This window comes from Streptomyces sp. NPDC088553, assembly GCF_044752965.1.
Lineage (GTDB): Bacteria > Actinomycetota > Actinomycetes > Streptomycetales > Streptomycetaceae > Streptomyces.
In genome coordinates this window covers 59,172-80,137 of record NZ_JBIVMG010000014.1, presented here as the reverse complement: position 1 = coordinate 80,137, position 20,966 = coordinate 59,172, and the positions used below count along the sequence as shown (strand labels likewise).

The window sequence follows — 20,966 nt, the reverse complement described above, 5'->3', positions numbered from 1 at the left end:
CAGGAAGGGCCGGAACCCACGGGGGGTTCCGGCCCTTCCCGCATGCCGCGTCCGACTCGCCGGCTAGGGCCGGCCGGCGGGCTTCGGATCCGCCGGGGGCGTCGGACCGGCGTCGGGTGTCGGACCGGCGTCGGGTGTCGGACCCGCCCCCTGCTTCGGACGCGCTCCGGGCTGCGGAGGAACCGTCCCCGCCGCCGGCTCCGCCCCGGGCCTCGGCACCGCCCCCGGCTCCGGACCGCCCCCGGACGGCTGCACCGCCCCCGGCTCGGGTGCCGCTCCCGGTCCGGTGACCGACGGGGCGACCGGAGAGGGGGTGGGCGTGACCGGGGACTCACTGACGCCGGGGGGCCGGGCGGGCGGCGCGGGGGTGGGGGAGACCGGGCCGGCGGGCACCAGGAGGAGCAGGTACGCCGCTGCCACGGCCGCCGCGGCGGCGACGGCCCCCAGCGACGCGAAGGCGACTCCGCGCACCCGCCGCAGCCCCCAGCTCCGCCCCTCCGGGGGCTCGTCACGGCGCAGGTCCCGGTAGGTGACGAGGGCCGCGCGCGCGGCGAACGCGGCGCGCAGCCGCTCCTCGGTGACGGTGAGGGGGTCCTCGGCACGCGGTCTCATCGGCCCGCCTCCAGCTTCTTCTCCAGGGCGTCGAGCGCCCGGCTCGCGGTCGACTTCACCGTGCCGCGCGAGAGCCCGAGCGTCTGCGCGATCTGCGCCTCGGTCAGCTCCGACCAGTAACGCAGGACGAGGACCTCGCGCTGGCGCCCGGTCAGCTGCGCGAGCGCGTCGAGGACGTGCCGGTGCTCCTCGGCGAGCAGCAGTCCCTCGTCGACGGGCGGCTCGGAGACCGGGTGGGGCGGGGTGTACGCGCGCGCGGTGCGGCGCCTGCGCAGGACGGAACGGGCGGCGTTGACCACGGCGGTGTGCAGGTACGCGCCCGGGTCCTGGAGCCCGTGCAGGGAGGTGCCGTACGTCCGGCACACGGCGGCGAACGCGTCCTGGACGACGTCCTCGGCGGTGTGCAGGTCGTCGACGAGGAACAGCGCGAGCCGCACCATGTCGAGCCGCCGGGCCCGGTACAGCTCGGTGAGGGTGGGCGGCGGCCCCGGGTCCTCCGGGGCGTCCACCGCACGCAGATGCCGCCGCCGTACGGTCCCGGGGGCGTCGTCGGCCCGGGTCCGGGTCCGGGGCATACGGGCGAGCAGCCGGGCCCACCAGGGCGACGGCCGGTCATGGCGTCCGGGTGCGGGTATGGCGTACGACAACTGCACGGTCCTCGATCCGTTGCGGGACGGAGGGGTGGCCCGGCCGGACCCGCGCGAGCCCGGCCGGGCCACCCGCTCCTCGGTGCTACCGCGTGCCGCTACTTCTGGACGCGGGGCGCGGCGCCGGCCGGAGCCGGGGCGGGCGCGGGGGCGGCCGTCGGCTTGACCGCCGGGGCCGGGGCGGGGGCGGGGCGAGCCCCCTGGTCGACGGCGGGCACGGGCGCGGGCGCGGCGGCCGGGCCGGGCGAGACGACCTTCGGGGCGACGCCCGGAGCCGGGGCGGCCAAGGGCTTGGCCGCCGGGGCGGGCGTGCCGGGCGCGGCGGCCTTCGGAACGGCCTTCGGTGCGACGGCCGGCGCGGGGGCGGCGGCCGGAGCTGCCGGGGTGGGAACAGCGGCCTTCGGGGCGGCGGCCGGAGCCGCCGGGGCCGCGTCCGGGGCCGAGACCTTCGGCGCGGCCGGCACGGGCCGCGGACCGGAGTCGGCGAGGGCCTGCGCGGCGAAGCCGCCGCCACCGAGGAGGAGCGCGGCACCGGTGACGACGCCCAGGATGCGGGGGCGGGGGCGGAAGTTCCGCTTGGCGTGGCTGGACATGGGGTTCTCCCGAGGAAGGGACGGACACGGTCGGGTGGAGCGGGTGAAGGGCGCCTTCACCCCACCAGACGTGCGTCACCCCGCGAGGTTGCGACCGGCCCCGAGAAAGTTTCCGCGGGCTCGGGTGCGCCCGCGGCCTGTACGCCGGCCCGGGGCCGCGGGCCTCGCGCCCGCCGGCCCGTTCGACGCAACCCCACCGAGCCCGCCCGCCCGCCGGCCTGTCGTCCCGTCGCCGTGCGGCTCCTAGTCGCCCAGCAGCCGCCATGCCGCCAGGGCCAAGCGGGCCCGGGTCAGGCCCGTCGGGGTGGTGAGGTCCACGGACAGGGCCCTGCCGATCAGGTCGATGCGGCGGGCCACGCTGCTGTGGTGCAGGTGCAGGACGTCGGCGGCCCGGCGCAGCGACCCCGCCGCGCAGTACGCCTCCAGCGTGTCCAGTGTCTCCCGGGCCTCCCGGGCCGCCTGGGTCTCCCGGGTCTCCCGCGTCTGTTCCGCGGGATCCCCCGGGGCTCCGGCCACCCGGAGGAGCGCCGCGACGTCGGGGTTGCCGCGCAGCACCTCCCTCGGCACCTCCGCGAGCAGCGCCAGCGCACCCAACTCGGCATGATCGACGACGGGTTCGCGCGCGCAGGTGAGACGCAGGGCCGTACGGGCCTCCCGCCACGCCAGGTCGGGGCGGTCCGCCGCGCCGATGCCCGCGCGGACGCCCGCGGGGAACAGGGCCCGGTCCACCGCCGAGGCCAGGAGCACGCCGACCCCGCCGATCCGGGCCGCCTTCACGGGCCGACCGGGGCAGACGACCGTGCCCACCTGGTCGAGCGGCAGACGTGGCGACCGTACGGCGGCCACCCGGACCGGCGGCCCGGCGACGAAGCCGAGGAGTCGCAGCGCCCGCGCGCGGGCCGCCTCGTCGGTCCCGGCGCTGATGACCAGCTCGACGAGCGCGGGGTCCGCCATGGTCGTACGGGCCGGACCGTACCGTTCCACGGCCCCCGCCACGGCGAGGGCCAGCCGGTCGAGCAGCACCTCGTCGAGCGGGCCGACCGGGCCGGCCCGCTCCAGCCACACCGTGCCGATCTCCTCCTCGTCGAGGAGGACCGGAGCCGTACCGGAAGCGGGCCCCGCCGGACCGGGGACCTCCCGACCGTCGGGTCCGACGCGGATCGTCCGCCCGGTGCCGCGGAGTCCGACGCCGGCGACGCACTCGGCGAGACCGGCGGAAGCCCGGGCGAGCGCGGGAAGGTCCACCCGCCTGCGCATCAGGGTGTCGTAGAACGCGACGATGCGGAGCGCGCCGTCGACGTACGGATCGAGTCCAGACAGCCGTACGGCCAAAGCCTCCATGGCAGCAGGATAGGAGGCCGGGCCGGCGGGACGCGGGCGCCGATCGGCGCGCGATCGGCCCCCGATGCCCGACGGACGGCGGACGAACCGGCGCGGGCCGCTCCCCGAGGATGACCGTCATGGACCCCGAACTCGAAGCCTTCGTACCGTTCTTCCCCCGCACCGACCTCGCCGACCCGGTCACCGCGCGGAAGAGCTTCGCCCGACTGGCCGCCGCCGTACCGGCCCCCGACACCACGGACATGGACGTCGAGGACCACGTGGTTCCGGCCGAATCGCCCGTGCCTGTACGGGTCTACCGCCCGCACGGGGCCCGGGGCGCCGTCGTCTGGCTGCACGGCGGCGGATTCCTCATGGGTGACCTGGACACCGAACACCCGTGGGCCGGCCGGATCGCGGCCTCCTCCGGAGCGGTGGTGATCTCGGTGGGCTACCGGCTCGCCCCCGAACACCCCTACCCGGCCGCCCTGGACGACGCGTACGCCGTGCTGGAGTGGGCCGTCGGGCACGCGGCCGAACTCGGCGTCGAGCCGGACCGCATCGCGATCGGCGGCCACAGCGCCGGCGCCAACCTGGCCGCCGCGGTGACCCTGCGGGCCCGTGACCGGCAGGGGCCGCCGATCCGCTTCCAGCTGCTCAACCAGCCGGGGCTCGACGACCGGCAGGACTCGTGGTCGGCGGTGCACTTCACCGACACACCGTGGTTCTACCGGGCCAAGGGCCTGGCCTCGTGGCAGCACTACCTGGGCGGCCGCCCCGCGACCCCGTACGCCGCCCCGGCCCGCGCCGAGGACCTGACCGGCCTGCCGCCGGCCTACCTCGCCACCGCCGAGTTCGACCCGAACCGCGACGAGGGCCTCGCGTACGGGCTGCGCCTGCTCCAGGCGGGGGTGTCGGTCGAGATCCACCAGTGGCCCGGCACCTTCCACGGTTCGCAGGCGCTCCTCTCCGCCGAGGTCTCGCAGCGGCAGAACGCCGAACTCGGCGCCGTCCTGCGCCGAGCCCTGGCCGGATGAGGCCTGCCGGAACCACCCCCACCAACCGAAGGAGTACGTACGCCGTGAAACTCCGATCGACGATCCGCCTCTCCCTGATCGTGGGAGTGGCCGCGCTCACCGCCTGCGTCGGCACGGTGGCGGCCGCCCGCGCCCCGCACACGACGAAGGCCGGGACGAGGGCCGAGGCGGCAGCCGGGACGACGGCCGGGGCGGCAGCGACGCCGGCCCGTGTCGACCCGGCACGGCTGCGCACCGCCATGGACGCCGTCCACCGGGCAGGCGTCCCCGGGGTGTTCGGCGAGGTGCGGGACGCCGGACGGACCTGGCGCGGGGCCTCCGGCGTCGCCGACCTCGCCACCGGACGGCCGGTGAGCCCCGACATGCGCCACCGCGTCGGCAGCATCACCAAGACCTTCACCGCCGCGGCCGTCATGCAGCAGGTCGAGCGGGGCCGGATCCGGCTGGACGCGCCCGTCGGCGCGTATCTGCCCGACCTCGTACCGGGGGAGCGGGGCAGGAGGATCACCGTCCGGATGCTCCTCAACAACACGAGCGGCATCCCCGACTACATCCCGTACGCCTTCCCCTCCCTCCAGCGGAACTCGCCCGCCAGCCTGGACGACAACCGCTTCCGCGAGTTCCGGCCGGCCGAGCTGATCGCGCTGGGACTCGCGGCGCCGCCCGCCGGCGAGCCCGGCGGCCCCACGGGCGTCTACTCCAACACCAACTGGCTGCTGCTCGGCCGGCTCCTGGAACGGGTCACCGGAACCACCGCCGAGCGCTACATCACCCGTCACGTCATCGAGCGCGCCGGGCTGCGGCACACCGCGTTCCCTGACGGGCCGACGATCGACGGGCCGCACGCGCGCATGTACGAGGCCCTGTGGGGTCTGCTCGAACCGCCGCGCGACTACAGCGTCTACAACATGTCGTGGACGGGCACGGGGGCCGCCCTCGTCTCCACCATGGACGACCTCAACCGCTTCTACGCGCGGCTGCTCGACGGCGGGATCGTCAGCCGGTCGTCCCTGGCGCAGATGCAGCGCACGGTCCCGGTCCGCGCCCTGGACGGGACGATGATCGAGTACGGCCTCGGCCTGCACAAGGTCGTCATCCCCGACTGCGGCACCTTCTGGGGCCACGACGGCACGGTCTGGGGAGCGGGCACGATCTCCCTGACCCGGGCGGACGGCGGCCGCCAGATGTCGATGGCGGTCAACCTCCAGCGCTGGAACCCCCGGAGCGCGGAGGGGACCCCGCGGCCCCACCCCATCGACACAGCCCTGAAGTCGCTGTACGACCGGTCCCTCTGCGACGCGTAGCCCGCGCTGGCGCGAAGGGCCGCCGAGCCGCCCCGGGGTATTCCGGTGCGTCTCGCCGGGCGCCCGCATAGCCTCCCAGGCATGTCCCTTGAGATGAACGACGCCGTACGCCGCCTGCTCGACGCCCCGCACATGGCCGTACTCGCCACCCTCGACCCCGACGGAGCCCCGCAGAGTTCGGTGGTGTGGGTCAGCCGCGACGGCGGCGAGTTGCTGATCTCCACCACACGGGGCCGGCGCAAGGCGGTGAACATGCTGCGGGACCCGCGCGTCGGCCTGACCGTCTTCGATCCCGCCGACCCCGACCTGTACGTGGAGATACGCGGCACGGCCACCGTCACCGAGGACACCGGCCGGGCGGTGGCCGTCCGCATCGCCGAGGAGTACCTCGGTCCGGGCGGCGGCAAGGAGTACGCGGAGGCTCCGGCGGAAGAGGTCCGCGTGGTCGTCCGCATCACGCCGACCAGGATCCTCGGCAGCGCCACCAGGGCTGCTCGGGCGTAGACGGCTCCCGCCGACCGAGCGCGCTACGCGGGCCCGGTCGCGGCGGTGTACTGGGCGGCGTACTCCTCGGTCGGCGGGGTCGTGGTGATCACGTCGATCAGTACGCCGTCGGGCGCGCCGAGGATGAAGTGGCGCTGGCCGAAGTCCTCGGTGCGCAGCGGGAGGAGTTCGGGGAGGCCGGCCTCGCCGATCAGGCGGCGGTGCTCCGCGTCGACGTCCTCGACCTCGAAGTTGAGGAGCAGTCCGCCCCGGGTCGGGACGCGGTGGCCCTCGGGGAGGGTCGGGTGGCTGTGGTCGAGGAGCGCGAGCTCGTACTGGGGCGCGTCGGGGCGGTGCAGGCTCACGTACCAGTTGGACGCGAACGTCGTCGTGAAGCCGAGGTGGCGGGTGTAGAAGTCGCGGGAGGCGGCGACGTCGCGGGTGCAGATCACGGGGTAGAAGCTGCTGAGTCGTCCGGTCGTCATGGGGTGGCTCTCCTCGTCGTGCGTCGCTCGCTCCGGTTTCACATACCCAGGGTATGTGAGTGTTGAGAGCTAACATACCTCGGGTATGTGAAACGGGAAGGGCGGTGTGCGGCGATGCCGGACGAACAGGCGGCGGGCGACCGGGCCCGCGACGGTGCGGCAGGACCCGGCGGCGCCCAGGGCCTCCGGGCCGAGCAGCGGGCGGCGACGAGGCGGGCGCTCCTCGCGGAGGGTCGGCGACGGTTCGCCGAGGACGGGTACCACGGGGTGGTGCTCGCGGAGGTGGCCCGGGCGGTGGGGGTCACCAAGGGGGCGGCCTACCACCACTTCGAGAGCAAGGCGGGGCTCTTCCGGGCGGTGGTCGCCGAGGTCCAGGGAGAGCTGGGGGACCGGGTCGCGGCGGCGGCCGACGGACAGGCCGACCCCTGGGAGCAGCTGCGCGCCGGCTGCCGGGCCTTCCTCGCGGCCGGTTCCGACCCGGCCGTACGACGGATCGTGCTGGTCGACGCGCCGACGGTCCTGGGGTGGGAGGAGTGGCGTGCCCTGGACGAGGAGTCCTCGGCGCGGCACCTGACGGAGGCGCTGGAGGGCCTCGTGAAGGCGGGCATCGTCGCCGAGCAGCCGGTGGAACCACTGGCACGGCTGCTGTCGGGCGCGATGAACGAGGCGGCGCTGTGGCTGGCGAGGGGTGACGGCGCGACGTCGGCCGAGGCGCTGGAGCGGACGGTGGCGGCGCTGGACGGACTGCTGACGGGGATCCGGCGCGCGGGGGCGTGAGAGCGGGTACGTGAGAGCGAGTGCGTGAGCGGCGGGGCACGGGGCCCGGCTTCCGCGGCCCGCCCTGCGGTCAGCGGCCGTAGAGCGCCAGGGCCCGGGCCAGGTCGAGGGGCGTGCCGTCCTCGGGCACGTACAGGAAGTGGTCCCGCTGCCAGGTCTGCGTGCGGGCGGCCTGGCTGTTGGTCGTGGTCACCCAGGGCGGGTACACACGGAACCCGCGCTTCCCGCCCGACCCGTTCTCCGAGACGACGCCGTGCCGGCGGAGCGCCCCCACCGGGAACACGAACTGTCCGAAGCGGCCCGCCTCCTGGTCGTCCCGGCAGCTGACGACGACGAGGTCGATGCCGTCCGCCGTGTCGAACGGCGCGATCGGCCCGGCCGGCGTCCTCTTCCACACGGTGACGAACTGGCCGACCTTGGTGGGCGTCGTCCTCGCCACCCGGAACCGGACGGAGCGGCCGCCGACGGTGAAGGCGTGGGCCGCGTAGTCGGCGGACTCCGGCTCCGGCACCGCCTGAGAGCAGGCGAGGCCGCAGGGCTCGAAGACGAGCGCCCGCGCCGCGAGAAGATCTCCGTGGTGGCCGGTCATCGCGCGCGTCCTCCCCTCAGTGGCTGTCGTCGAGCTGGTGGTCGGCCCAGGCGCAGCGCGGTGTCTGCTCGTGTGTCATGTGGGCAGGGTAGCGAGAGGGCGGCGGGGCCGGTCGCGCCGGTGGACGTGCGAGCATGCCCCCGTGCGTGAACTGAGTGAGTTGATCGAGGTCGAGGACCCGGCGTGGCCGGTCCTCGGCGAGAAGCTGCGGGCCGCGCCCGTACCCGTCGAGCTGTTGGACGCCGACGCGACGCGGGGCGCCGCCGCGCTGCTGCGCACGCAGGTGACCGTGCGTTCGTTCCTGGGGGCGTTCGTCCTCCACAGCGGCGGGGCGTTCGTCGACGACGGCTGGCTGCGGGTGTACGGCAGCCCGGCCGCCGACAACGACCGGCGGCTGCCGTCGCTCGCGCAGGTCAACGACTTCCCCGCGGACGCGACGGCCGATCCGGGATGGCGGCCCGCCGCGGGGCTCGTCGTGGCCCACGACGTGCTCGGCGGGGTGTTCGTCCTCCAGGGCGGGCCCGCGGACCAGGTCGGGCTGCCGGGCCAGCCCGGCGAGATGGTGTACTTCGCGCCGGACTCGCTGAGCTGGGAGGCGCTGGGTGCCGGCTACGGGGCCTGGCTCGCGTGGATGCTGGCCGGCGGAACGGAGGAGTTCTACGAGGGTCTGCGCTGGCCCGGCTGGCAGGACGAGGTCCGCCGGCTGGACGGTGACCGGGGGCTCACCCTCTACCCGCCGCTGTGGTCGGCGGAGGCGCACCAGGACCTGGCCGCGACCAGCCGCCGTGTCGTGACGATGGCGGAACTCCTGGATTTCGAGCGGGAGACGAGCGTGGGGCTCGACGAGAGCGACCCCGGATTCCTGGGGAACGTGTGAGCGCGGGGGAGTTGACCGTGCCCGTTCGCACCGGGCGCCTCGACCTCGTCCCGCTCGCCGTCGCGCACGCCGAGGAGATGGCCGGGGTCCTCGCCGACCCCGCCCTGCACACCTTCATCGGTGGCGCCCCGCTGACCCCGCCCGAACTGCGTTCCCGGTACGAGCGGTTGGCGGCCGGCTCGCCGGACCCGGCGACGGTCTGGGGGAACTGGGTGGTCCGCCTCCGCGCCGAGGACCGGCTGACCGGGACCGTACAGGCGACGGTCACGGAGGACGGCCGGGTCGCCGAGGTCGCGTGGGTGATCGGCACGGAGTGGCAGGGCAGGGGCATCGCACGGGAAGCGGCCGGGGGCCTGGTCGCGCTGCTCGTGCAGCACGGCGCGCGGACGATCGTGGCCCATGTCCACCCGGACCACACGGCGTCGGCGGCGGTCGCCCGCGCGGCCGGACTCACGCCCACGGACCGGGTGGAGGACGGCGAGATCCGCTGGGAGCGGCGGCCGGCCGCCGGATGAGCTACTCCTTCCACCTCTTCCGGTTCGAGGACGGTGAGGTCGCCCCGATGGACCGGGAACGGTTCCGGCAGGTGGCCGGGCCGTACGCGGTGGGAGGCTGGCCGGACGACGGCGAGGGGGCCGTCGACCTCCGCGCGGAGGACGGGGGCGAGGCGGACGTCTACTTCAGTGCCGCTCCCGGCGACCTGGGGTCCGTGGCGTTCACGCACCTCCAGTTCGGCGCGATGGTCGACGTCCTCGCCCGGCTCGCCGAGGCGCTCGGTGCCACCATCGTGCCGCAGGACGGCCGGGCCTTGATCTTCCACGAGGACGCGCGACGGCACCTGCCGCCACAGATCCGGCAGGAGGCGCGCGTGGTCGCCCCGACGGGTCCCGCCGTCTCCGTAGGCCTTGAGGAGGACTGACCAGCTGACTCTTCCTCAAGTCTTGCTCAGCGAAGTCGAATTGCTCGTCCGTGCCCACGCGAGATGATCTAGCGTCGTGGTTCGGGGCAGTACCGACCACGGGGAGAACAGCTATGACCAGGTTGCGTGAGTGTCTGGTGACGGGGGCCGCGCTCGGGCTTCTCGGGATCGGTGCCGTCGGGTGCACCGGGCAGGAGACGGCCGCCCCCACCTCGACCCCCACCTCGACCCCCACCTCGACCCCCACCTCGACCCCCACGTCGGCGCCCTCCGCCGGCGGTACGGCGGCCGCGGCGTACGAGCAGCGCGTCAAGGACGCCCTGGACACCATCTCCCCCGACGACCCCGAGTTCAGGGAGTCCGGTACCGATCGACTGGCGGAGGGGGTGCACCACTACTCCACGTTGACGAAGGGGTCCGCCTACCAGGTGGCGTTCGTCTGCGCGGGGGAAGGGACGATCGCGCCCGTCGTCGGCGGCGAGAAGATCCCGGCCGTGGCGTGCGACGGCGTTCCCGTGACGCACCGGATCGCGAGCGCGCCGGTCAGGCTCCCCCTCACGGTCCCCGGCCTGGCGGGCGCCACGGGTTCGGTGGGCTGGCGCATCGTCGCGGTCACGGACTGAGCGGGGAGCAGGGGGCCTTGCCGACCGGGCCGGGCTCGCGGCCTGATCGACACGACACCCCCTGGCCTCCCGCCCTCCGGCGGGCCCTGGCGCCGAGCCACAGGGACGCGGCGAGCAGCAGCGTGCCCGTCGCGCCCGCCGCCAGCCCCGCCCGCAGGCCCGGCGGGCGGAAGTCGCAGGTCATCGTCGTCGTCCCCGGACGGACGTCGAGGGCGAGCAGGCCGCCGTACGCACCCGCCTCCCCGCCCGCGCACCGCCAGCCCGCGATCCTCGGAGCGGCCACCACCGCCGTGCCCCTCACGCCCGGCGGCAGCGTGGCCGTCAGGCCGTCGGAGCGGACGTCGATCCTCGTCGCCGACCGGGCGCGGAGCCCCGCCACGGCCGCGCGCAGCCGGTCGTGGTCCAGGCAGGCGATCTCGGCGGTCCCGCCGGGCGGGACCTGCGGCTTCTCGCCCTCCCGCCGCTGCACGCCCAGGGACGTCAGCGCCGCCAGCCGCTTCGGCCGGCCACCGAGCAGCCGCGTCTCGTACGCGCCCAGGCGGGCGGGGCCCGTCGCGTCCGGGGCCCAGAGGAAGACCTCCGTGCCGACCCGGCACGCACCGCCGGCCCCCGGGGCCTCGTACACCCGCGCACCCAGCAGGAGTTCCTGGTTGCGGAAGGGGGACCTGCCGTACACCGGGGCCGGGCCCGGCGGCCGTACCGTCACCAGCGGCAGCGGCGGTGCCGACGGCTCCGCGCGGACCACCTCCCCGTCCCGCCACCGCGCCCCCACGCCGAACAGCGCGTCCGTCACCGGGTTGTCCAGGCTCAGCAGGTTCCGGCCCCGGGACGTCCAGCCGCCGCCCAGCGCGGTCAGCGTCTCCGTCAGGACCGCCGGGGTGTGGCTGCTGTAGTACGCGGCGCCCTGACCGCCCAGGAGCAGCGGATCGTTGCCCGCCACCCGGGGCAGACCCGAGTCCGTGCGGTACGCGGGCCAGCCGTCCGCCTCCGCCAGGGCGTCCGCGCGGCGCTGCTGCCCGGCGCCCCACGGCGGGTAGTCGTCGAGCCGGACCAGCCGCTCCCGGTCGGCGTACGCGGTCGTCGCCGCCGCCTGGCCGACCACGGTGCCGGCGACCAGGAGCGCGGCGAGCACCCCGTACCGGCCCCGGCGCGGGAGCAGCAGCGCACCCGCCACCGCCACCAGGCCCACGGTCGTGAGGGCGAGCGCCCAGGACGTGAGGAAGGGGCTCGGGAGCGAGCCGAGGGACAGGGCCACGACCACCGCCGTCCCGCCGAGCAGCGCCCGGCGGTCCGGGAGGCCGTGGGCGAAGCCGGTCCACGCGGCGAGGACGAGGACGCCGGAGAGGACGAAGGTCTGGCGGTACGGGCTGCCGTTCGGGGTGGCGAAGGCGTGCCACAGGAGGTGCGTCGGACCCCACTGCATCGAGGCCAGGACCGCCAGGCACAGGCCCGTCCACAGCCATCGCTCCCGGCCGGGGATCTCGCGGCGGAACAGCAGCGCGGCGACGAGCAGCAGCACCGCCGTGGAGACGAAGGCCGCCGGGGTCGAGAAGCTGTACGTCACGGGGAGCAGCCGGGCGAGGACGTCCGTGGCGGACGCCGGGGCGAACTCCCGCACCAGGCCCGGGTGGGCGTGACGCGAACCGAGGAAGACGGGGACGAGGACGGGCGCCGCGAGGGCGATCCCGATCCCGGTCGTCAGTCCGGCCCGCAGCAGCGTACGGACGGCGCCGAGGCGCGTACCGCCACCGCCGGCACCGCGCCCCACACCGCTGCCGCCGGCACCGTGCCCCACACCGCCACCGTCGGCACCATCGCCACCGGAGCGCGTCCTCCGCGCCGAAACCGCCGCCGTGTCCGCCGCGTCCGCCGTCGCGCGCCGGACCGCCAGGAGCCGCACCGCCAGGACCAGCGCCGCCCCGATCGTCGCCATGTACGCCGTGTAGAAGTTCGCCACCCAGCAGACCGCGACCACCAGCGGCCCGAGCAGCGGCCGTCTGCCCTCCCGTACCCACTCGCCCACCAGACAGAGCAGCGGGAAGGCGATCAGGCCGTCCAGCCACATCGGGTTGTACGTGCCCTCCGCGAGCGACCAGCCGCAGAGCGCGTACGAGGCGCCGAGGACCGACGCCCACCACCAGGTGCCGGGGCCGAGGCGGCGCAGCAGGTACGTCATGGCGGCCGCCGCGACCGCCGTCTTCAGGACGGTGATTCCGTACACCGCGTACTCGATGTCCCCGCGCGGGAAGAGCGCGACCAGCGGCGCGAAGGGACTCGACACGTAGGTGCCGTAGTCGGGGAGGAAGCTCGTGCCCCAGCCCGCCTGCCAGTCGAGCAGCGGACCGCCGTCGGCCCGGCCGCGCAGCAGGTCCCACAGGTGCGCGTGGAACGGCACGAACTGGTTCGCGAGGTCGTTGACGGCCCGGTGGCGCGGCCCGAAGGGGAAGATCCGGGCGACGGCGTCGCCGCCGCAGACGGCGAGCACGGTGAGCAGCGCGGCGAGGAGCGGGGAGCGCGTGCCCTCGGCCGTGAGCCGGGTCGTGGTGCCCGCGGTGGCGGGCGTGGGGGCGGGTGGCGCGGCGCCCCGCGTTCGAGTGGCGTTCGGCATGACCCGTCGAATATGCCAGCGTCCGACCAGGAAAATCCGTTCCCCGCGACCCAGTTCACGCAATGGTCGCCTGAACGCCATCCATGGGGACCGGCCGGGACACCGGACTCCGTTGTCGTGGTCGGCGTGCTGCTCTCGATCGTCGTCCCGTGCTTCAACGAGGAAGACGTCCTCGCTCGTTTCCACGACCACGTGACCAGGGAACTCGCCGAGCTGGACGCCGAGTTCGAGATCGTCTACGTCGACGACGGAAGCCGGGACGGGACGCTCCCGCTCCTCCAGGAGCTCGCCGCGCGCGACTCCCGCCATGTCCGGTACGTCTCCTTCAGCCGGAACTTCGGCAAGGAGGCGGCGATGCTGGCCGGCCTCCGCAACGCCGCGGGCGACGCCGTCGTGATCATGGACGCCGACCTCCAGCACCCGCCCGAGCTGGTGCACCGCATGGTCGCGCTGCACTCCGAGGGGTACGACCAGGTCGTCGCCCGCCGCACCCGCGAGGGCGACCGCGTCACCCGCACCCTGACCGCCCGCCTCTACTACTGGGCGATCAACCGGCTCGTCGACGTCGAGCTCGTCGACGGCGTCGGCGACTTCCGGCTCCTGTCGCGCCGTACCGTCGACGCGATCCTCGGCCTCGGCGAGTACAACCGCTTCTCCAAGGGCCTCTTCTCCTGGGTCGGCTTCCGGACGACGGCGTTCTCGTACGAGAACGCCGTCCGCGAGGAGGGCCGCTCCAAGTGGACCTTCGGCAAGCTCCTCAACTACGGCCTCGACGGCCTCCTGTCCTTCAACAACAAGCCGCTCAGGGCCGCCGTCCACCTCGGCTTCCTGCTCGTCCTCGTCGCCCTCGGCCACGCGGCCTGGATCGTCGGGGACGCGCTGGTCAACGGCGTCGACACCCCCGGTTACGTGACCCTCCTCGTCGCCGTCACCGCCCTCGCCGGCGTGCAGATGGTGATGGTCGGACTGATCGGCGAGTACGTCGGCCGCATCTACTACGAGGTCAAGCGGCGGCCGCACTACCTGGTCAAGGAGACCCACGAGGGGGCGTACGAAGGGATGTACGAAGGGGCGCGCGAGGGGGCGGACACGGGACGGGCACCGGCCGACACCCGGCGTGCCGGTGAGTCGTTGTGGGAAACAGTCGCACCGAAGTAGTGGCTCCGGCCCGGGCGACTCCCTAACATCGATCACCGCAAGGTCGTTCAACTGACGCACGACCAGCCCGGGAGGCTCCTTTGCACCGCCGCACTGCGCTCACCGTCTCCGCCGCACTGCTCGCCGCGGCCCCGCTGCTCACCGCCTGCGGCAGTGACGCCCACCCAGGAGCGGCGGCCGTCGTCGGCGGCGAGCGGATCGACGTCTCCAGCCTGCAGGCGCAGGTGCAGGACGTGCGCGCCGCTCAGGAGCGCTCGCCGCAGGCCGCCCAGCTCGTCCAGGCCACCGGGGACCTGCCCCGCCGCAAGCTCAACGTCATGATCTTCGACCGGGTCGTCGACAAGGTCGCCGCGGACAACGGCGTCGGTGTCACCCGCGCCGAGCTCCAGGAGACCAGGACCGCGTTCGTCCGCGAGAGCGGCGGCGAGGACCGGCTCGCCGACGTCCTCCTCCAGGAGCAGGGCGTGGCGCCCGGCCAGATCGACGACGTCGTCCGCCGCAACGTCCTCATGAACAAGATCGCCGCCAAGCTGGGCGTCACGGACACCCCCGAGGGCCAGCGGAAGCTGACGGAGGTCTTCTCCGCCGCCTCCAAGGACCTCGCCATCGACGTGAACCCGCGCTACGGCGCCTGGGACGACGCCCAGGTCCGGCTCGGCAGCACCACCGCGCCCTGGCTGCGGCAGCTCAGCCAGGACCCGGGCGCCGTGCCGGCCGGTGCGTGAGGCGGAGTAAGTTCAAGGGGTGACATCTGAGAGCCCCGGCCGCATCGTTCTGCTCACCGCCAGCCACCGTGTGGCGCCCGGACTGCTGTCCTGGCCCGCCTGGCAGGCGTTGCATGGCGCGGACCGGGTGCTCTGCCCCGACGAGCACCACCCCCAGCTGCCGTATCTGCGGGAGGCCGGTGTCGCCGTCGAGCACCTCAGGCCCACCGCCGAAGAGCTCGTCGAGGCATGCGCCGGAGGCCGTACGGTCCTGCTGCTGCCCTCGGGCGAGGGCGACCGGGCGCTGACCGACGGCCTCGCCCGGCTCGCCGGCTCGGGCCGCCTCACGATGCCCGACCTGGAACTGCTGCCCGGCTCGTACGACCTGCCCGGCGCCCGGCTCCTCGACCTCGTGCAGATCATGGACCGCATCCGGCGCGAGTGCCCGTGGTCCTCGCGGCAGACGCACAAGGAGCTCGTCAAGTACGGCATCGAGGAGGCGTACGAGCTCGTCGAGGCGATCGAGGACGACGACCGGGACGCGTTGCGCGAGGAGCTCGGGGACGTCCTCCTGCAGGTGATCTTCCACGCCCGGATCGCCGAGGAGGACCCGGAGGACCCCTTCTCCGTGGACGACGTCGCCGGCGCCCTCGTCGAGAAGCTGATCCACCGGCACCCGCATGTCTTCGGGGACGCGACGGCGGAGACGCCGGAGGACGTACGCGCCCACTGGCTGCGCACCAAGGCGATCGAGAAGCAGCGGGAGTCCGTCACGGACGGCGTGCCGCTGGGGCAGCCGGGGCTCGCGCTCGCCGCGAAGCTCGGCGGCCGGGCGCGCGCGGCGGGCCTCGACGTGGTGCTCCCGGCGGAGCGGGGCATCGGCTACGACCTGCTCGCCCTCGCGGTCCGCGCGGAGGCGGAGGGCGTGGACCCGGAGGCGGCGCTGCGCGCGGCGGCCCGGACGTACCGGGAGGCGATCCGCGCGGCGGAGGGTGTGAAGGCGTAGCCGTTCGCGGCCGGCTCGGTCTCGGGCTTGGCTCAGGCTCGGGCGACGGCGGCGGGCGTCACGGCTCGCGCGGTACCCGGGCGCCCGGGTTGTGCCACAGCGGGGGCGGCGGGCCCAGGAGGCGTTCCGCCGCGGTGTTCGGGCGGGCGGTGAAGCGGCCCACGGGCTGCAGGGTGTCGTGGTGGATCCGGTACGGGTCGGTGCCCAGCTCCACCAGCGCCTCCGCGACCTCGGTGAGGAAGCCGGGCGGGCCGGCGAGGTACACGTCGTGCGAGGGCCAGTGGACGCAGGCCCGCAGTGCCTGGAGGAGCCGTTCGGTCGCCTGGTCCTTGCGGTGGCCGGGGGCCGAGGTGATGTAGGTGACGCTGAGTCCGCTGAGACGTTTCTTCAGTCGCTCCGCGTCCCACCGGCCGTACAGATGTTCCTTCGCGCGCGCCACCATGAACAGCCGGCCCTTCAGCTCCGGCTCGGCCTCCGCCGCCTCGGAGAGGAGCGCCTTCACCGGCGCCCAGCCCGTACCCGCGGATATATAGGTACGGAGTCCGCCCGGCTCCGTGCACGCGGTGAGGCCGCCGCCGGGCGCGCTCAGCCGCAGCGTCTCGCCCGGGCCCGTCTCGTCGACGAGGGCCGTGCTCATCGCGCCGCCCGGGATCCGGCTCACATGGAGCTCGACCGTGCCGTCGGGGCGGGGCGCGTCCGCGAGGGAGTACGTGCGCCAGACGCGCGGGACGCGCAGCGAGCTGACGCTGACGTACTGCCCGGGGAGGAAGGGGAAGGGCTGCCGTGGCCGCAGGGTGAGCACGGCCAGGTCCTCGCCGTACCGCTCGTGCCGGACGACGCCCGCGTCCCACCAGGCCGGCTCCCCGGCCCCGGCCGCCTCCTCGGCGCCCGCCAGCATCAGATCGGCGACGTGCCCGTACGCCTCGGTCCAGGCCTTCTCGGCCTGCAGGCTCCAGGCGGCCCCGGCGGCGTGCGCGAAGGCGGCGAGCAGGCTCGACCCGACGGCGGCGTACAGCGCGGGGGAGGCGAGGAACTTGCGGTGGTCGCGGCCCAGCTGCCCCAGGTACGCGGCGAGCCCCGGGGACTCCAGATGGGTCACCACATGGGTGAGCGCGGCGAAGAGCCGGTCCCGCTGGGGCTGCATGTCCGCGGGGAACAGCTCGCGCATGGCCGGGTTGTTCCAGAAAAGATGCGAGTAGAAGAAGGTGACGGCGTGTTCGGCCCGTCGCTCGACGACCGCGAACGTGGTTCTGAGCATCTGAGGATCCACCGACAAGAATCTAGGGCACCACCCCCTTCTTGATCACAGGATCCGACAGACCTCACCTTCCGGACCGCCCTGTACGGTCGGGGAGTGAGCACCACCCCCGGAACCGGTCCCGCCTCCTGCCCCGCGTCGCCCCCCGCGCCCGAGCTCTTCACCTGGGAGTTCGCGAGCGATCCCTATCCCGCGTACGCCTGGCTCCGCGAGCACACGCCCGTGCACCGGACGACGCTGCCCAGCGGGGTCGAGGCCTGGCTGGTGACGCGGTACGGGGACGCCCGGCAGGCCCTCGCCGACCAGCGGCTCTCCAAGAACCCCGCGCACCACGACGAGTCCCCGCACGCCAAGGGGAAGACGGGCATCCCGGGCGAGCGCAAGGCCGAGCTGATGACGCATCTGCTCAACATCGACCCGCCGGACCACACCCGGCTGCGGCGGCTCGTCTCGAAGGCCTTCACCCCGCGCCGGGTCGCCGAGTTCACCCCCCGCGTGCAGGAGCTGACCGACCGGCTCATCGACGCCTTCGTGGAGAAGGGGAGCGCCGACCTCATCCACGAGTTCGCCTTCCCGCTCCCCATCTACGCGATCTGCGACCTGCTCGGCGTGCCCGAGGAGGACCAGGACGACTTCCGCGACTGGGCCGGAATGATGATCCGGCACGGCGGCGGCCCGCGCGGCGGGGTCGCGCGGTCGGTGAAGAAGATGCGCGGCTATCTCGCCGAGCTGATTCACCGGAAGCGGGAAGGCTTGCGGCAAGAAGGGGCGGACGACCTCATCTCGGGGCTCATCAAGGCCTCCGACCACGGCGAGCACCTCACCGAGAACGAGGCCGCCGCCATGGCCTTCATCCTCCTCTTCGCCGGCTTCGAGACGACCGTCAACCTCATCGGCAACGGCATGTACCAGCTCCTGCGCCACCCCGCGCAGCGCGAGCTGCTCCAGACGTCGATCGCGGCGGGGGAGACCGGGCTCCTGGAGACCGGGATCGAGGAGCTGCTGCGGTACGACGGGCCGGTGGAGATGGCCACCTGGCGGTACGCGACCGAGCCGCTCAGCATCGGCGGGCAGGACATCCCGGCGGGCGACCCCGTCCTCGTGGTGCTCGCCGCCGCGGACCGGGACCCGGACCGGTTCGACGGGCCGGACACGCTGGACCTCTCCCGGCGCGACAACCAGCACCTCGGGTACGGGCACGGCATCCACTACTGCCTCGGCGCGCCGCTCGCGCGGCTGGAGGGACAGACCGCGCTCGCCACCCTGCTGACTCGGCTTCCGGACCTGCGACTTGCCGCCGATCCCGAGGAACTGCGCTGGCGCGGAGGGCTCATCATGCGCGGATTGCGCACGCTTCCGGTGGAGTTCTCCCCTTCCGCACGACCTCCACGAAGTGACGGTTCATCAGAACTGTGATCTTCGCGTGATCGCGGGTGCATCGACTTGTGATGAGCGTTCGAATACGGCTACCTTCCCCGTCAGCCCGGTTCGTCAACGTCGTTGAGTAATTCAGCCACGTTCGGCAACTCGGGCCGTCCACACAGTCGTCACGCGAAAGGCGCCCCTATGCGTTCCGGGAACGGACGTCACCGTCGCCCCCGTCAGGCCCCCGCCATCGTCGTCGCCGCGGGCGTGACCGGCTCCGCCATGGCGCTCCCGCTGCTCGCCACCGGGTCCGCCTCCGCCGCCGACGCCGCCACCTGGGACCGGGTCGCCGAGTGCGAGTCCGGCGGCCAGTGGAGCGCCAACTTCGGCAACGGCATGTACGGCGGACTCCAGTTCACCCAGGACAGCTGGGAGCGGAACGGCGGTCTGGCGTACGCGCCCAGCCCCGACCTGGCCAGCCGCGCCCAGCAGATCGCGGTGGCCGAGAAGGCCCTTGCCAAGGGCTCCACCGAGTGGGCCACCTGCGCGCCGATCGCCGGCCTGACGAACGACGGCACGTCGCCCGGCGTGGACCCCGGACCCGCGAGCGTCCCCAAGGCCCCCACGGGGCCGGTTCCCGAGTCGAACTGGACCACCGGCCTCCCCGGGGCCTCGGAGGGGTCCCCGGAGAAGGCCGAGGCGTCCGCGGACGCGAAGAAGGCCACGGGGACGGCTTCGCCCACCGCACCCGCCGCGCCCGTCTCGCCGACCGCTCCCGTCACGCCGACCACCCCGGCGAGCCCCTCCGTGTCGACGGACCCGAGCCACCCGACCGTGCCCACCACACCGGGCGCGCCCGATGAGTCCCTTACGCCGGTTACGCCCGGTACGCCCACCGCGCCGGGGGCCACCGCGCCCGGCGGGCCGACGGATGACGTGTCGTCGGCCACTCCCGGAACCGGGAAGCACCGGGGCGACGCCGCCCCGGAGGAAACCGGCAACCCGGACAGTTCTGTCGATTCGGGTAGACATGCTTCATCGGGTAACAAGCTGACCGAAAGCCCTCTGAAGGGGTCCCCGGCTGACGCCTCGAAGGAATCGGACGCAACGGACAGTCAGGGCAAGTCGGGCGCCTACCTCGTACAGCCGGGCGACAATCTGTCCGACATCGCCCAGGAGAACGAACTCCCCGGCGGCTGGACGGCCCTCTATGACGCCAACAGGCAGACGGTGGGCCTCGATCCGGACCTCATCCTCCCTGGTCAGGCTCTCGACCTGACGACGGGTTCGACCGCGTCGGCGGAGTGATTCGGGGGCGTATGTCCGGTTCTGGGCAAGTGAGACATGGGTCTCTTCGCCCCAACTGGCGTGTCACGCCCGCAAACTTCGCTTCCGTCACCTCTCACCTGCATAAACACCCCCCACCGGAAGGCAAGTAGGGGCGTTATTTCCGCAATACGCCTCTTTGAACTTCCGGTGGGTCTGTGTCTACGGTCGTCACCGCTCGCCACCGCGGGCCCCGTCGACCGAAACGCCGAATCCTGCCGTCGGCCGATGGGAACAGTCGTCGCGCAAGCGCCGAAGGCAGGAGTGGGGGACCCAAGGTAAGTGCCGGTCCCGGCCGTTGAGACAGACGGCCGGCGAACGGCTTGGGGTGAAGCCGCGTGCTAGGACACGCGGCCGGGCAACTTTCCGGCCCGAACCCGACAGCTCACCTCACAGGCGTCGGTGAGGAGAATCTCCATGCTGTTTTCCGGTAAGGGCAAACACCGCCGTCCCTCCAAGGCCACCCAGGTCGTCACGCTCGTCGGCGTCACCGGTGTCGCCGTCGCCGCCCCGCTGATGACCGCGGGCACCGCCTCGGCCGCCACGGTCTCCGAGTGGGACACCGTCGCCGCGTGCGAGTCCGGTGGCAACTGGTCCATCAACACGGGCAACGGCTACTACGGCGGCCTGCAGTTCTCCGCCTCCACCTGGGCCGCGTACGGCGGCACCGCCTACGCCTCGACCGCCAACCAGGCGTCGAAGTCCCAGCAGATCGCCATCGCCGAGAAGGTCCTCGCGGGCCAGGGCAAGGGCGCCTGGCCGTCCTGCGGCGTGGGTCTCTCCAGCGCCTCGCCGAACACCGGCGCCGCCGAGAGCGCGCCGCAGCAGAGCACCCAGCAGCCGAAGCAGGAGCGGAAGGCCGAGCAGCCGACCACCCGCAGCGAGCAGCGCCAGGCCCCGAAGAAGGCCACGCAGCAGCAGGCCGCTCCGCAGGCCGCCGCGAAGAAGACCGTCACCACCCCGACCGGCAAGAAGGTCAAGAAGGGTGACGGCGAGTACAAGGTCGCGGCCGGCGACACCCTCAGCAAGATCGCCCAGGCGCACGGCGTCAAGGGCGGCTGGGCCAAGCTCTTCGAGCTGAACAAGGACGTCGTCGAGAACGCCGACCTGATCTACCCGGGCCAGCAGCTTCACCTGAAGTGAGCCCGGCGGCCCGCGTGAGTCCGGCGGCTCACGCGGCCCCTCCGACCCTCCCGCGGTGACCACCCCGGCCCGACGCGCCCATCCCCCGTGCGCGTCGGGCCGGGGTTCCCCCGTTTCCGGAGGCGTACGGAG

22 protein-coding genes and 1 riboswitch are annotated in these 20,966 nt (G+C 73.9%); of the genes, 14 read left to right on the top strand and 8 right to left on the bottom strand.

Annotated elements, in window-relative coordinates; all coding sequences use genetic code 11:
- Positions 1-63: 63 nt before the first annotated feature.
- The 4 genes from ACIP8Z_RS34655 to ACIP8Z_RS34640 all read right to left on the bottom strand — a co-directional run bounded on the left by ACIP8Z_RS34655 (position 64) and on the right by ACIP8Z_RS34640 (position 3,193).
- Complete coding sequence (locus tag ACIP8Z_RS34655; RefSeq protein WP_402090503.1) at positions 64-612, bottom strand: hypothetical protein; 549 nt, start codon at positions 610-612, stop codon at positions 64-66.
- Positions 609-1,265 (bottom strand): RNA polymerase sigma factor, encoded by a 657-nt coding sequence (locus ACIP8Z_RS34650; RefSeq protein WP_402090501.1) that lies wholly within the window; start codon positions 1,263-1,265, stop codon positions 609-611. Before ACIP8Z_RS34650 ends, ACIP8Z_RS34655 begins: the two co-directional genes overlap by 4 nt.
- 92 nt (positions 1,266-1,357) lie before the next feature.
- Positions 1,358-1,852, bottom strand: coding sequence for a hypothetical protein (locus ACIP8Z_RS34645; protein WP_402090499.1), 495 nt, complete (start codon positions 1,850-1,852; stop codon positions 1,358-1,360).
- 243 nt (positions 1,853-2,095) lie between these two features.
- A complete protein-coding gene (locus ACIP8Z_RS34640) occupies positions 2,096-3,193 on the bottom strand; it encodes a helix-turn-helix domain-containing protein (protein WP_402090497.1) in 1,098 nt (365 codons plus the stop codon).
- Positions 3,194-3,312: 119 nt separating this feature from the next.
- On the opposite strand from ACIP8Z_RS34640, the gene ACIP8Z_RS34635 reads away from it, so the two are divergent.
- The 3 genes from ACIP8Z_RS34635 (at position 3,313) to ACIP8Z_RS34625 (ending at position 6,017) form a co-directional block, all read left to right on the top strand.
- Complete coding sequence (locus tag ACIP8Z_RS34635) at positions 3,313-4,209, top strand: alpha/beta hydrolase (protein WP_402090495.1); 897 nt, start codon at positions 3,313-3,315, stop codon at positions 4,207-4,209.
- Positions 4,210-4,253: 44 nt separating this feature from the next.
- Complete coding sequence (locus ACIP8Z_RS34630) at positions 4,254-5,513, top strand: serine hydrolase domain-containing protein (RefSeq protein WP_402090493.1); 1,260 nt, start codon at positions 4,254-4,256, stop codon at positions 5,511-5,513.
- Positions 5,514-5,594: 81 nt separating this feature from the next.
- Positions 5,595-6,017 carry a PPOX class F420-dependent oxidoreductase gene (locus tag ACIP8Z_RS34625; RefSeq protein WP_402090491.1) on the top strand — a complete coding sequence of 141 codons (423 nt, stop codon included), beginning with the start codon at positions 5,595-5,597 and terminating at the stop codon, positions 6,015-6,017.
- 23 nt (positions 6,018-6,040) lie between these two features.
- Here the strand turns inward: ACIP8Z_RS34625 and ACIP8Z_RS34620 are convergent, their stop codons facing one another.
- The gene (locus tag ACIP8Z_RS34620) at positions 6,041-6,481 is read right to left on the bottom strand and encodes a VOC family protein (RefSeq protein WP_402090489.1); all 441 of its coding nucleotides are present in this window, start codon (positions 6,479-6,481) and stop codon (positions 6,041-6,043) included.
- Between the two features lie 114 nt (positions 6,482-6,595).
- Here ACIP8Z_RS34620 and ACIP8Z_RS34615 point away from each other — a divergent pair, with 114 nt between their 5' ends.
- Complete coding sequence (locus tag ACIP8Z_RS34615) at positions 6,596-7,258, top strand: TetR/AcrR family transcriptional regulator (RefSeq protein ID WP_402090487.1); 663 nt, start codon at positions 6,596-6,598, stop codon at positions 7,256-7,258.
- Positions 7,259-7,328: 70 nt separating this feature from the next.
- Here the strand turns inward: ACIP8Z_RS34615 and ACIP8Z_RS34610 are convergent, their stop codons facing one another.
- Positions 7,329-7,847, bottom strand: coding sequence for a MepB family protein (locus ACIP8Z_RS34610; protein ID WP_402090485.1), 519 nt, complete (start codon positions 7,845-7,847; stop codon positions 7,329-7,331).
- A 142-nt stretch (positions 7,848-7,989) separates the two neighbouring features.
- On the opposite strand from ACIP8Z_RS34610, the gene ACIP8Z_RS34605 reads away from it, so the two are divergent.
- From ACIP8Z_RS34605 to ACIP8Z_RS34590, 4 genes are all read left to right on the top strand, one after another.
- Complete coding sequence (locus ACIP8Z_RS34605; protein ID WP_402090483.1) at positions 7,990-8,724, top strand: DUF2625 domain-containing protein; 735 nt, start codon at positions 7,990-7,992, stop codon at positions 8,722-8,724.
- Between the two features lie 11 nt (positions 8,725-8,735).
- The gene (locus ACIP8Z_RS34600; RefSeq protein ID WP_402090481.1) at positions 8,736-9,239 is read left to right on the top strand and encodes a GNAT family N-acetyltransferase; all 504 of its coding nucleotides are present in this window, start codon (positions 8,736-8,738) and stop codon (positions 9,237-9,239) included.
- Positions 9,236-9,643 carry a hypothetical protein gene (locus ACIP8Z_RS34595; RefSeq protein WP_402090479.1) on the top strand — a complete coding sequence of 136 codons (408 nt, stop codon included), beginning with the start codon at positions 9,236-9,238 and terminating at the stop codon, positions 9,641-9,643. Before ACIP8Z_RS34600 ends, ACIP8Z_RS34595 begins: the two co-directional genes overlap by 4 nt.
- Before the next feature lie 113 nt (positions 9,644-9,756).
- Positions 9,757-10,266, top strand: a complete 510-nt coding sequence (locus ACIP8Z_RS34590) for a hypothetical protein (RefSeq protein WP_402090477.1) — start codon at positions 9,757-9,759, stop codon at positions 10,264-10,266.
- Here ACIP8Z_RS34590 and ACIP8Z_RS34585 read toward each other — a convergent pair.
- On the bottom strand, positions 10,256-12,874 hold the full coding sequence (locus ACIP8Z_RS34585; protein ID WP_402090475.1) for a YfhO family protein: 2,619 nt from the start codon (positions 12,872-12,874) through the stop codon (positions 10,256-10,258). The genes ACIP8Z_RS34590 and ACIP8Z_RS34585 overlap by 11 nt on opposite strands.
- 126 nt (positions 12,875-13,000) lie before the next feature.
- Here ACIP8Z_RS34585 and ACIP8Z_RS34580 point away from each other — a divergent pair, with 126 nt between their 5' ends.
- From ACIP8Z_RS34580 to ACIP8Z_RS34570, 3 genes are all read left to right on the top strand, one after another.
- Positions 13,001-14,032 carry a glycosyltransferase family 2 protein gene (locus ACIP8Z_RS34580; protein ID WP_402090473.1) on the top strand — a complete coding sequence of 344 codons (1,032 nt, stop codon included), beginning with the start codon at positions 13,001-13,003 and terminating at the stop codon, positions 14,030-14,032.
- A gap of 80 nt (positions 14,033-14,112) precedes the next feature.
- Positions 14,113-14,757: a SurA N-terminal domain-containing protein gene (locus ACIP8Z_RS34575; protein ID WP_402090472.1), complete on the top strand. Its 645-nt coding sequence runs from the start codon at positions 14,113-14,115 to the stop codon at positions 14,755-14,757.
- Positions 14,758-14,776: 19 nt separating this feature from the next.
- Positions 14,777-15,742, top strand: coding sequence for a nucleoside triphosphate pyrophosphohydrolase (locus ACIP8Z_RS34570; protein WP_402090471.1), 966 nt, complete (start codon positions 14,777-14,779; stop codon positions 15,740-15,742).
- A 58-nt stretch (positions 15,743-15,800) separates the two neighbouring features.
- Here the strand turns inward: ACIP8Z_RS34570 and ACIP8Z_RS34565 are convergent, their stop codons facing one another.
- Positions 15,801-17,000 (bottom strand): globin domain-containing protein, encoded by a 1,200-nt coding sequence (locus ACIP8Z_RS34565; protein ID WP_402090469.1) that lies wholly within the window; start codon positions 16,998-17,000, stop codon positions 15,801-15,803.
- 96 nt (positions 17,001-17,096) lie between these two features.
- Between ACIP8Z_RS34565 and ACIP8Z_RS34560 the strand changes: the two genes are divergently transcribed.
- The 3 genes from ACIP8Z_RS34560 (at position 17,097) to ACIP8Z_RS34550 (ending at position 20,834) form a co-directional block, all read left to right on the top strand.
- Complete coding sequence (locus ACIP8Z_RS34560; RefSeq protein ID WP_402090467.1) at positions 17,097-18,416, top strand: cytochrome P450; 1,320 nt, start codon at positions 17,097-17,099, stop codon at positions 18,414-18,416.
- Positions 18,417-18,566: 150 nt separating this feature from the next.
- Entirely contained in the window at positions 18,567-19,673 is a 1,107-nt protein-coding gene (locus ACIP8Z_RS34555; RefSeq protein ID WP_402090465.1) for a transglycosylase family protein, read from the top strand.
- Positions 19,674-19,931: 258 nt separating this feature from the next.
- Positions 19,932-20,105, top strand: a riboswitch (cyclic di-AMP (ydaO/yuaA leader).
- Positions 20,106-20,108: 3 nt separating this feature from the next.
- On the top strand, positions 20,109-20,834 hold the full coding sequence (locus ACIP8Z_RS34550) for a transglycosylase family protein (RefSeq protein WP_402090463.1): 726 nt from the start codon (positions 20,109-20,111) through the stop codon (positions 20,832-20,834).
- Positions 20,835-20,966 lie beyond the last annotated feature (132 nt).

Excerpts from the sequence above, each read along its gene's own strand:
- ACIP8Z_RS34555 (WP_402090465.1), top strand. The coding sequence starts at position 18,567 with ATGCGTTCCGGGAACGGACGTCACCGTCGCCCCCGTCAGGCCCCCGCC.
- ACIP8Z_RS34615 (WP_402090487.1), top strand. The coding sequence starts at position 6,596 with ATGCCGGACGAACAGGCGGCGGGCGACCGGGCCCGCGACGGTGCGGCA.
- ACIP8Z_RS34625 (WP_402090491.1), top strand. The coding sequence starts at position 5,595 with ATGTCCCTTGAGATGAACGACGCCGTACGCCGCCTGCTCGACGCCCCG.
- ACIP8Z_RS34655 (WP_402090503.1), bottom strand. The coding sequence starts at position 612 with ATGAGACCGCGTGCCGAGGACCCCCTCACCGTCACCGAGGAGCGGCTG.
- ACIP8Z_RS34640 (WP_402090497.1), bottom strand. The coding sequence starts at position 3,193 with ATGGAGGCTTTGGCCGTACGGCTGTCTGGACTCGATCCGTACGTCGAC.
- ACIP8Z_RS34565 (WP_402090469.1), bottom strand. The coding sequence starts at position 17,000 with ATGCTCAGAACCACGTTCGCGGTCGTCGAGCGACGGGCCGAACACGCC.
- ACIP8Z_RS34590 (WP_402090477.1), top strand. The coding sequence starts at position 9,757 with ATGACCAGGTTGCGTGAGTGTCTGGTGACGGGGGCCGCGCTCGGGCTT.
- ACIP8Z_RS34610 (WP_402090485.1), bottom strand. The coding sequence starts at position 7,847 with ATGACCGGCCACCACGGAGATCTTCTCGCGGCGCGGGCGCTCGTCTTC.
- ACIP8Z_RS34585 (WP_402090475.1), bottom strand. The coding sequence starts at position 12,874 with ATGCCGAACGCCACTCGAACGCGGGGCGCCGCGCCACCCGCCCCCACG.
- ACIP8Z_RS34645 (WP_402090499.1), bottom strand. The coding sequence starts at position 1,852 with ATGTCCAGCCACGCCAAGCGGAACTTCCGCCCCCGCCCCCGCATCCTG.
- ACIP8Z_RS34635 (WP_402090495.1), top strand. The coding sequence starts at position 3,313 with ATGGACCCCGAACTCGAAGCCTTCGTACCGTTCTTCCCCCGCACCGAC.
- ACIP8Z_RS34595 (WP_402090479.1), top strand. The coding sequence starts at position 9,236 with ATGAGCTACTCCTTCCACCTCTTCCGGTTCGAGGACGGTGAGGTCGCC.
- ACIP8Z_RS34620 (WP_402090489.1), bottom strand. The coding sequence starts at position 6,481 with ATGACGACCGGACGACTCAGCAGCTTCTACCCCGTGATCTGCACCCGC.
- ACIP8Z_RS34550 (WP_402090463.1), top strand. The coding sequence starts at position 20,109 with ATGCTGTTTTCCGGTAAGGGCAAACACCGCCGTCCCTCCAAGGCCACC.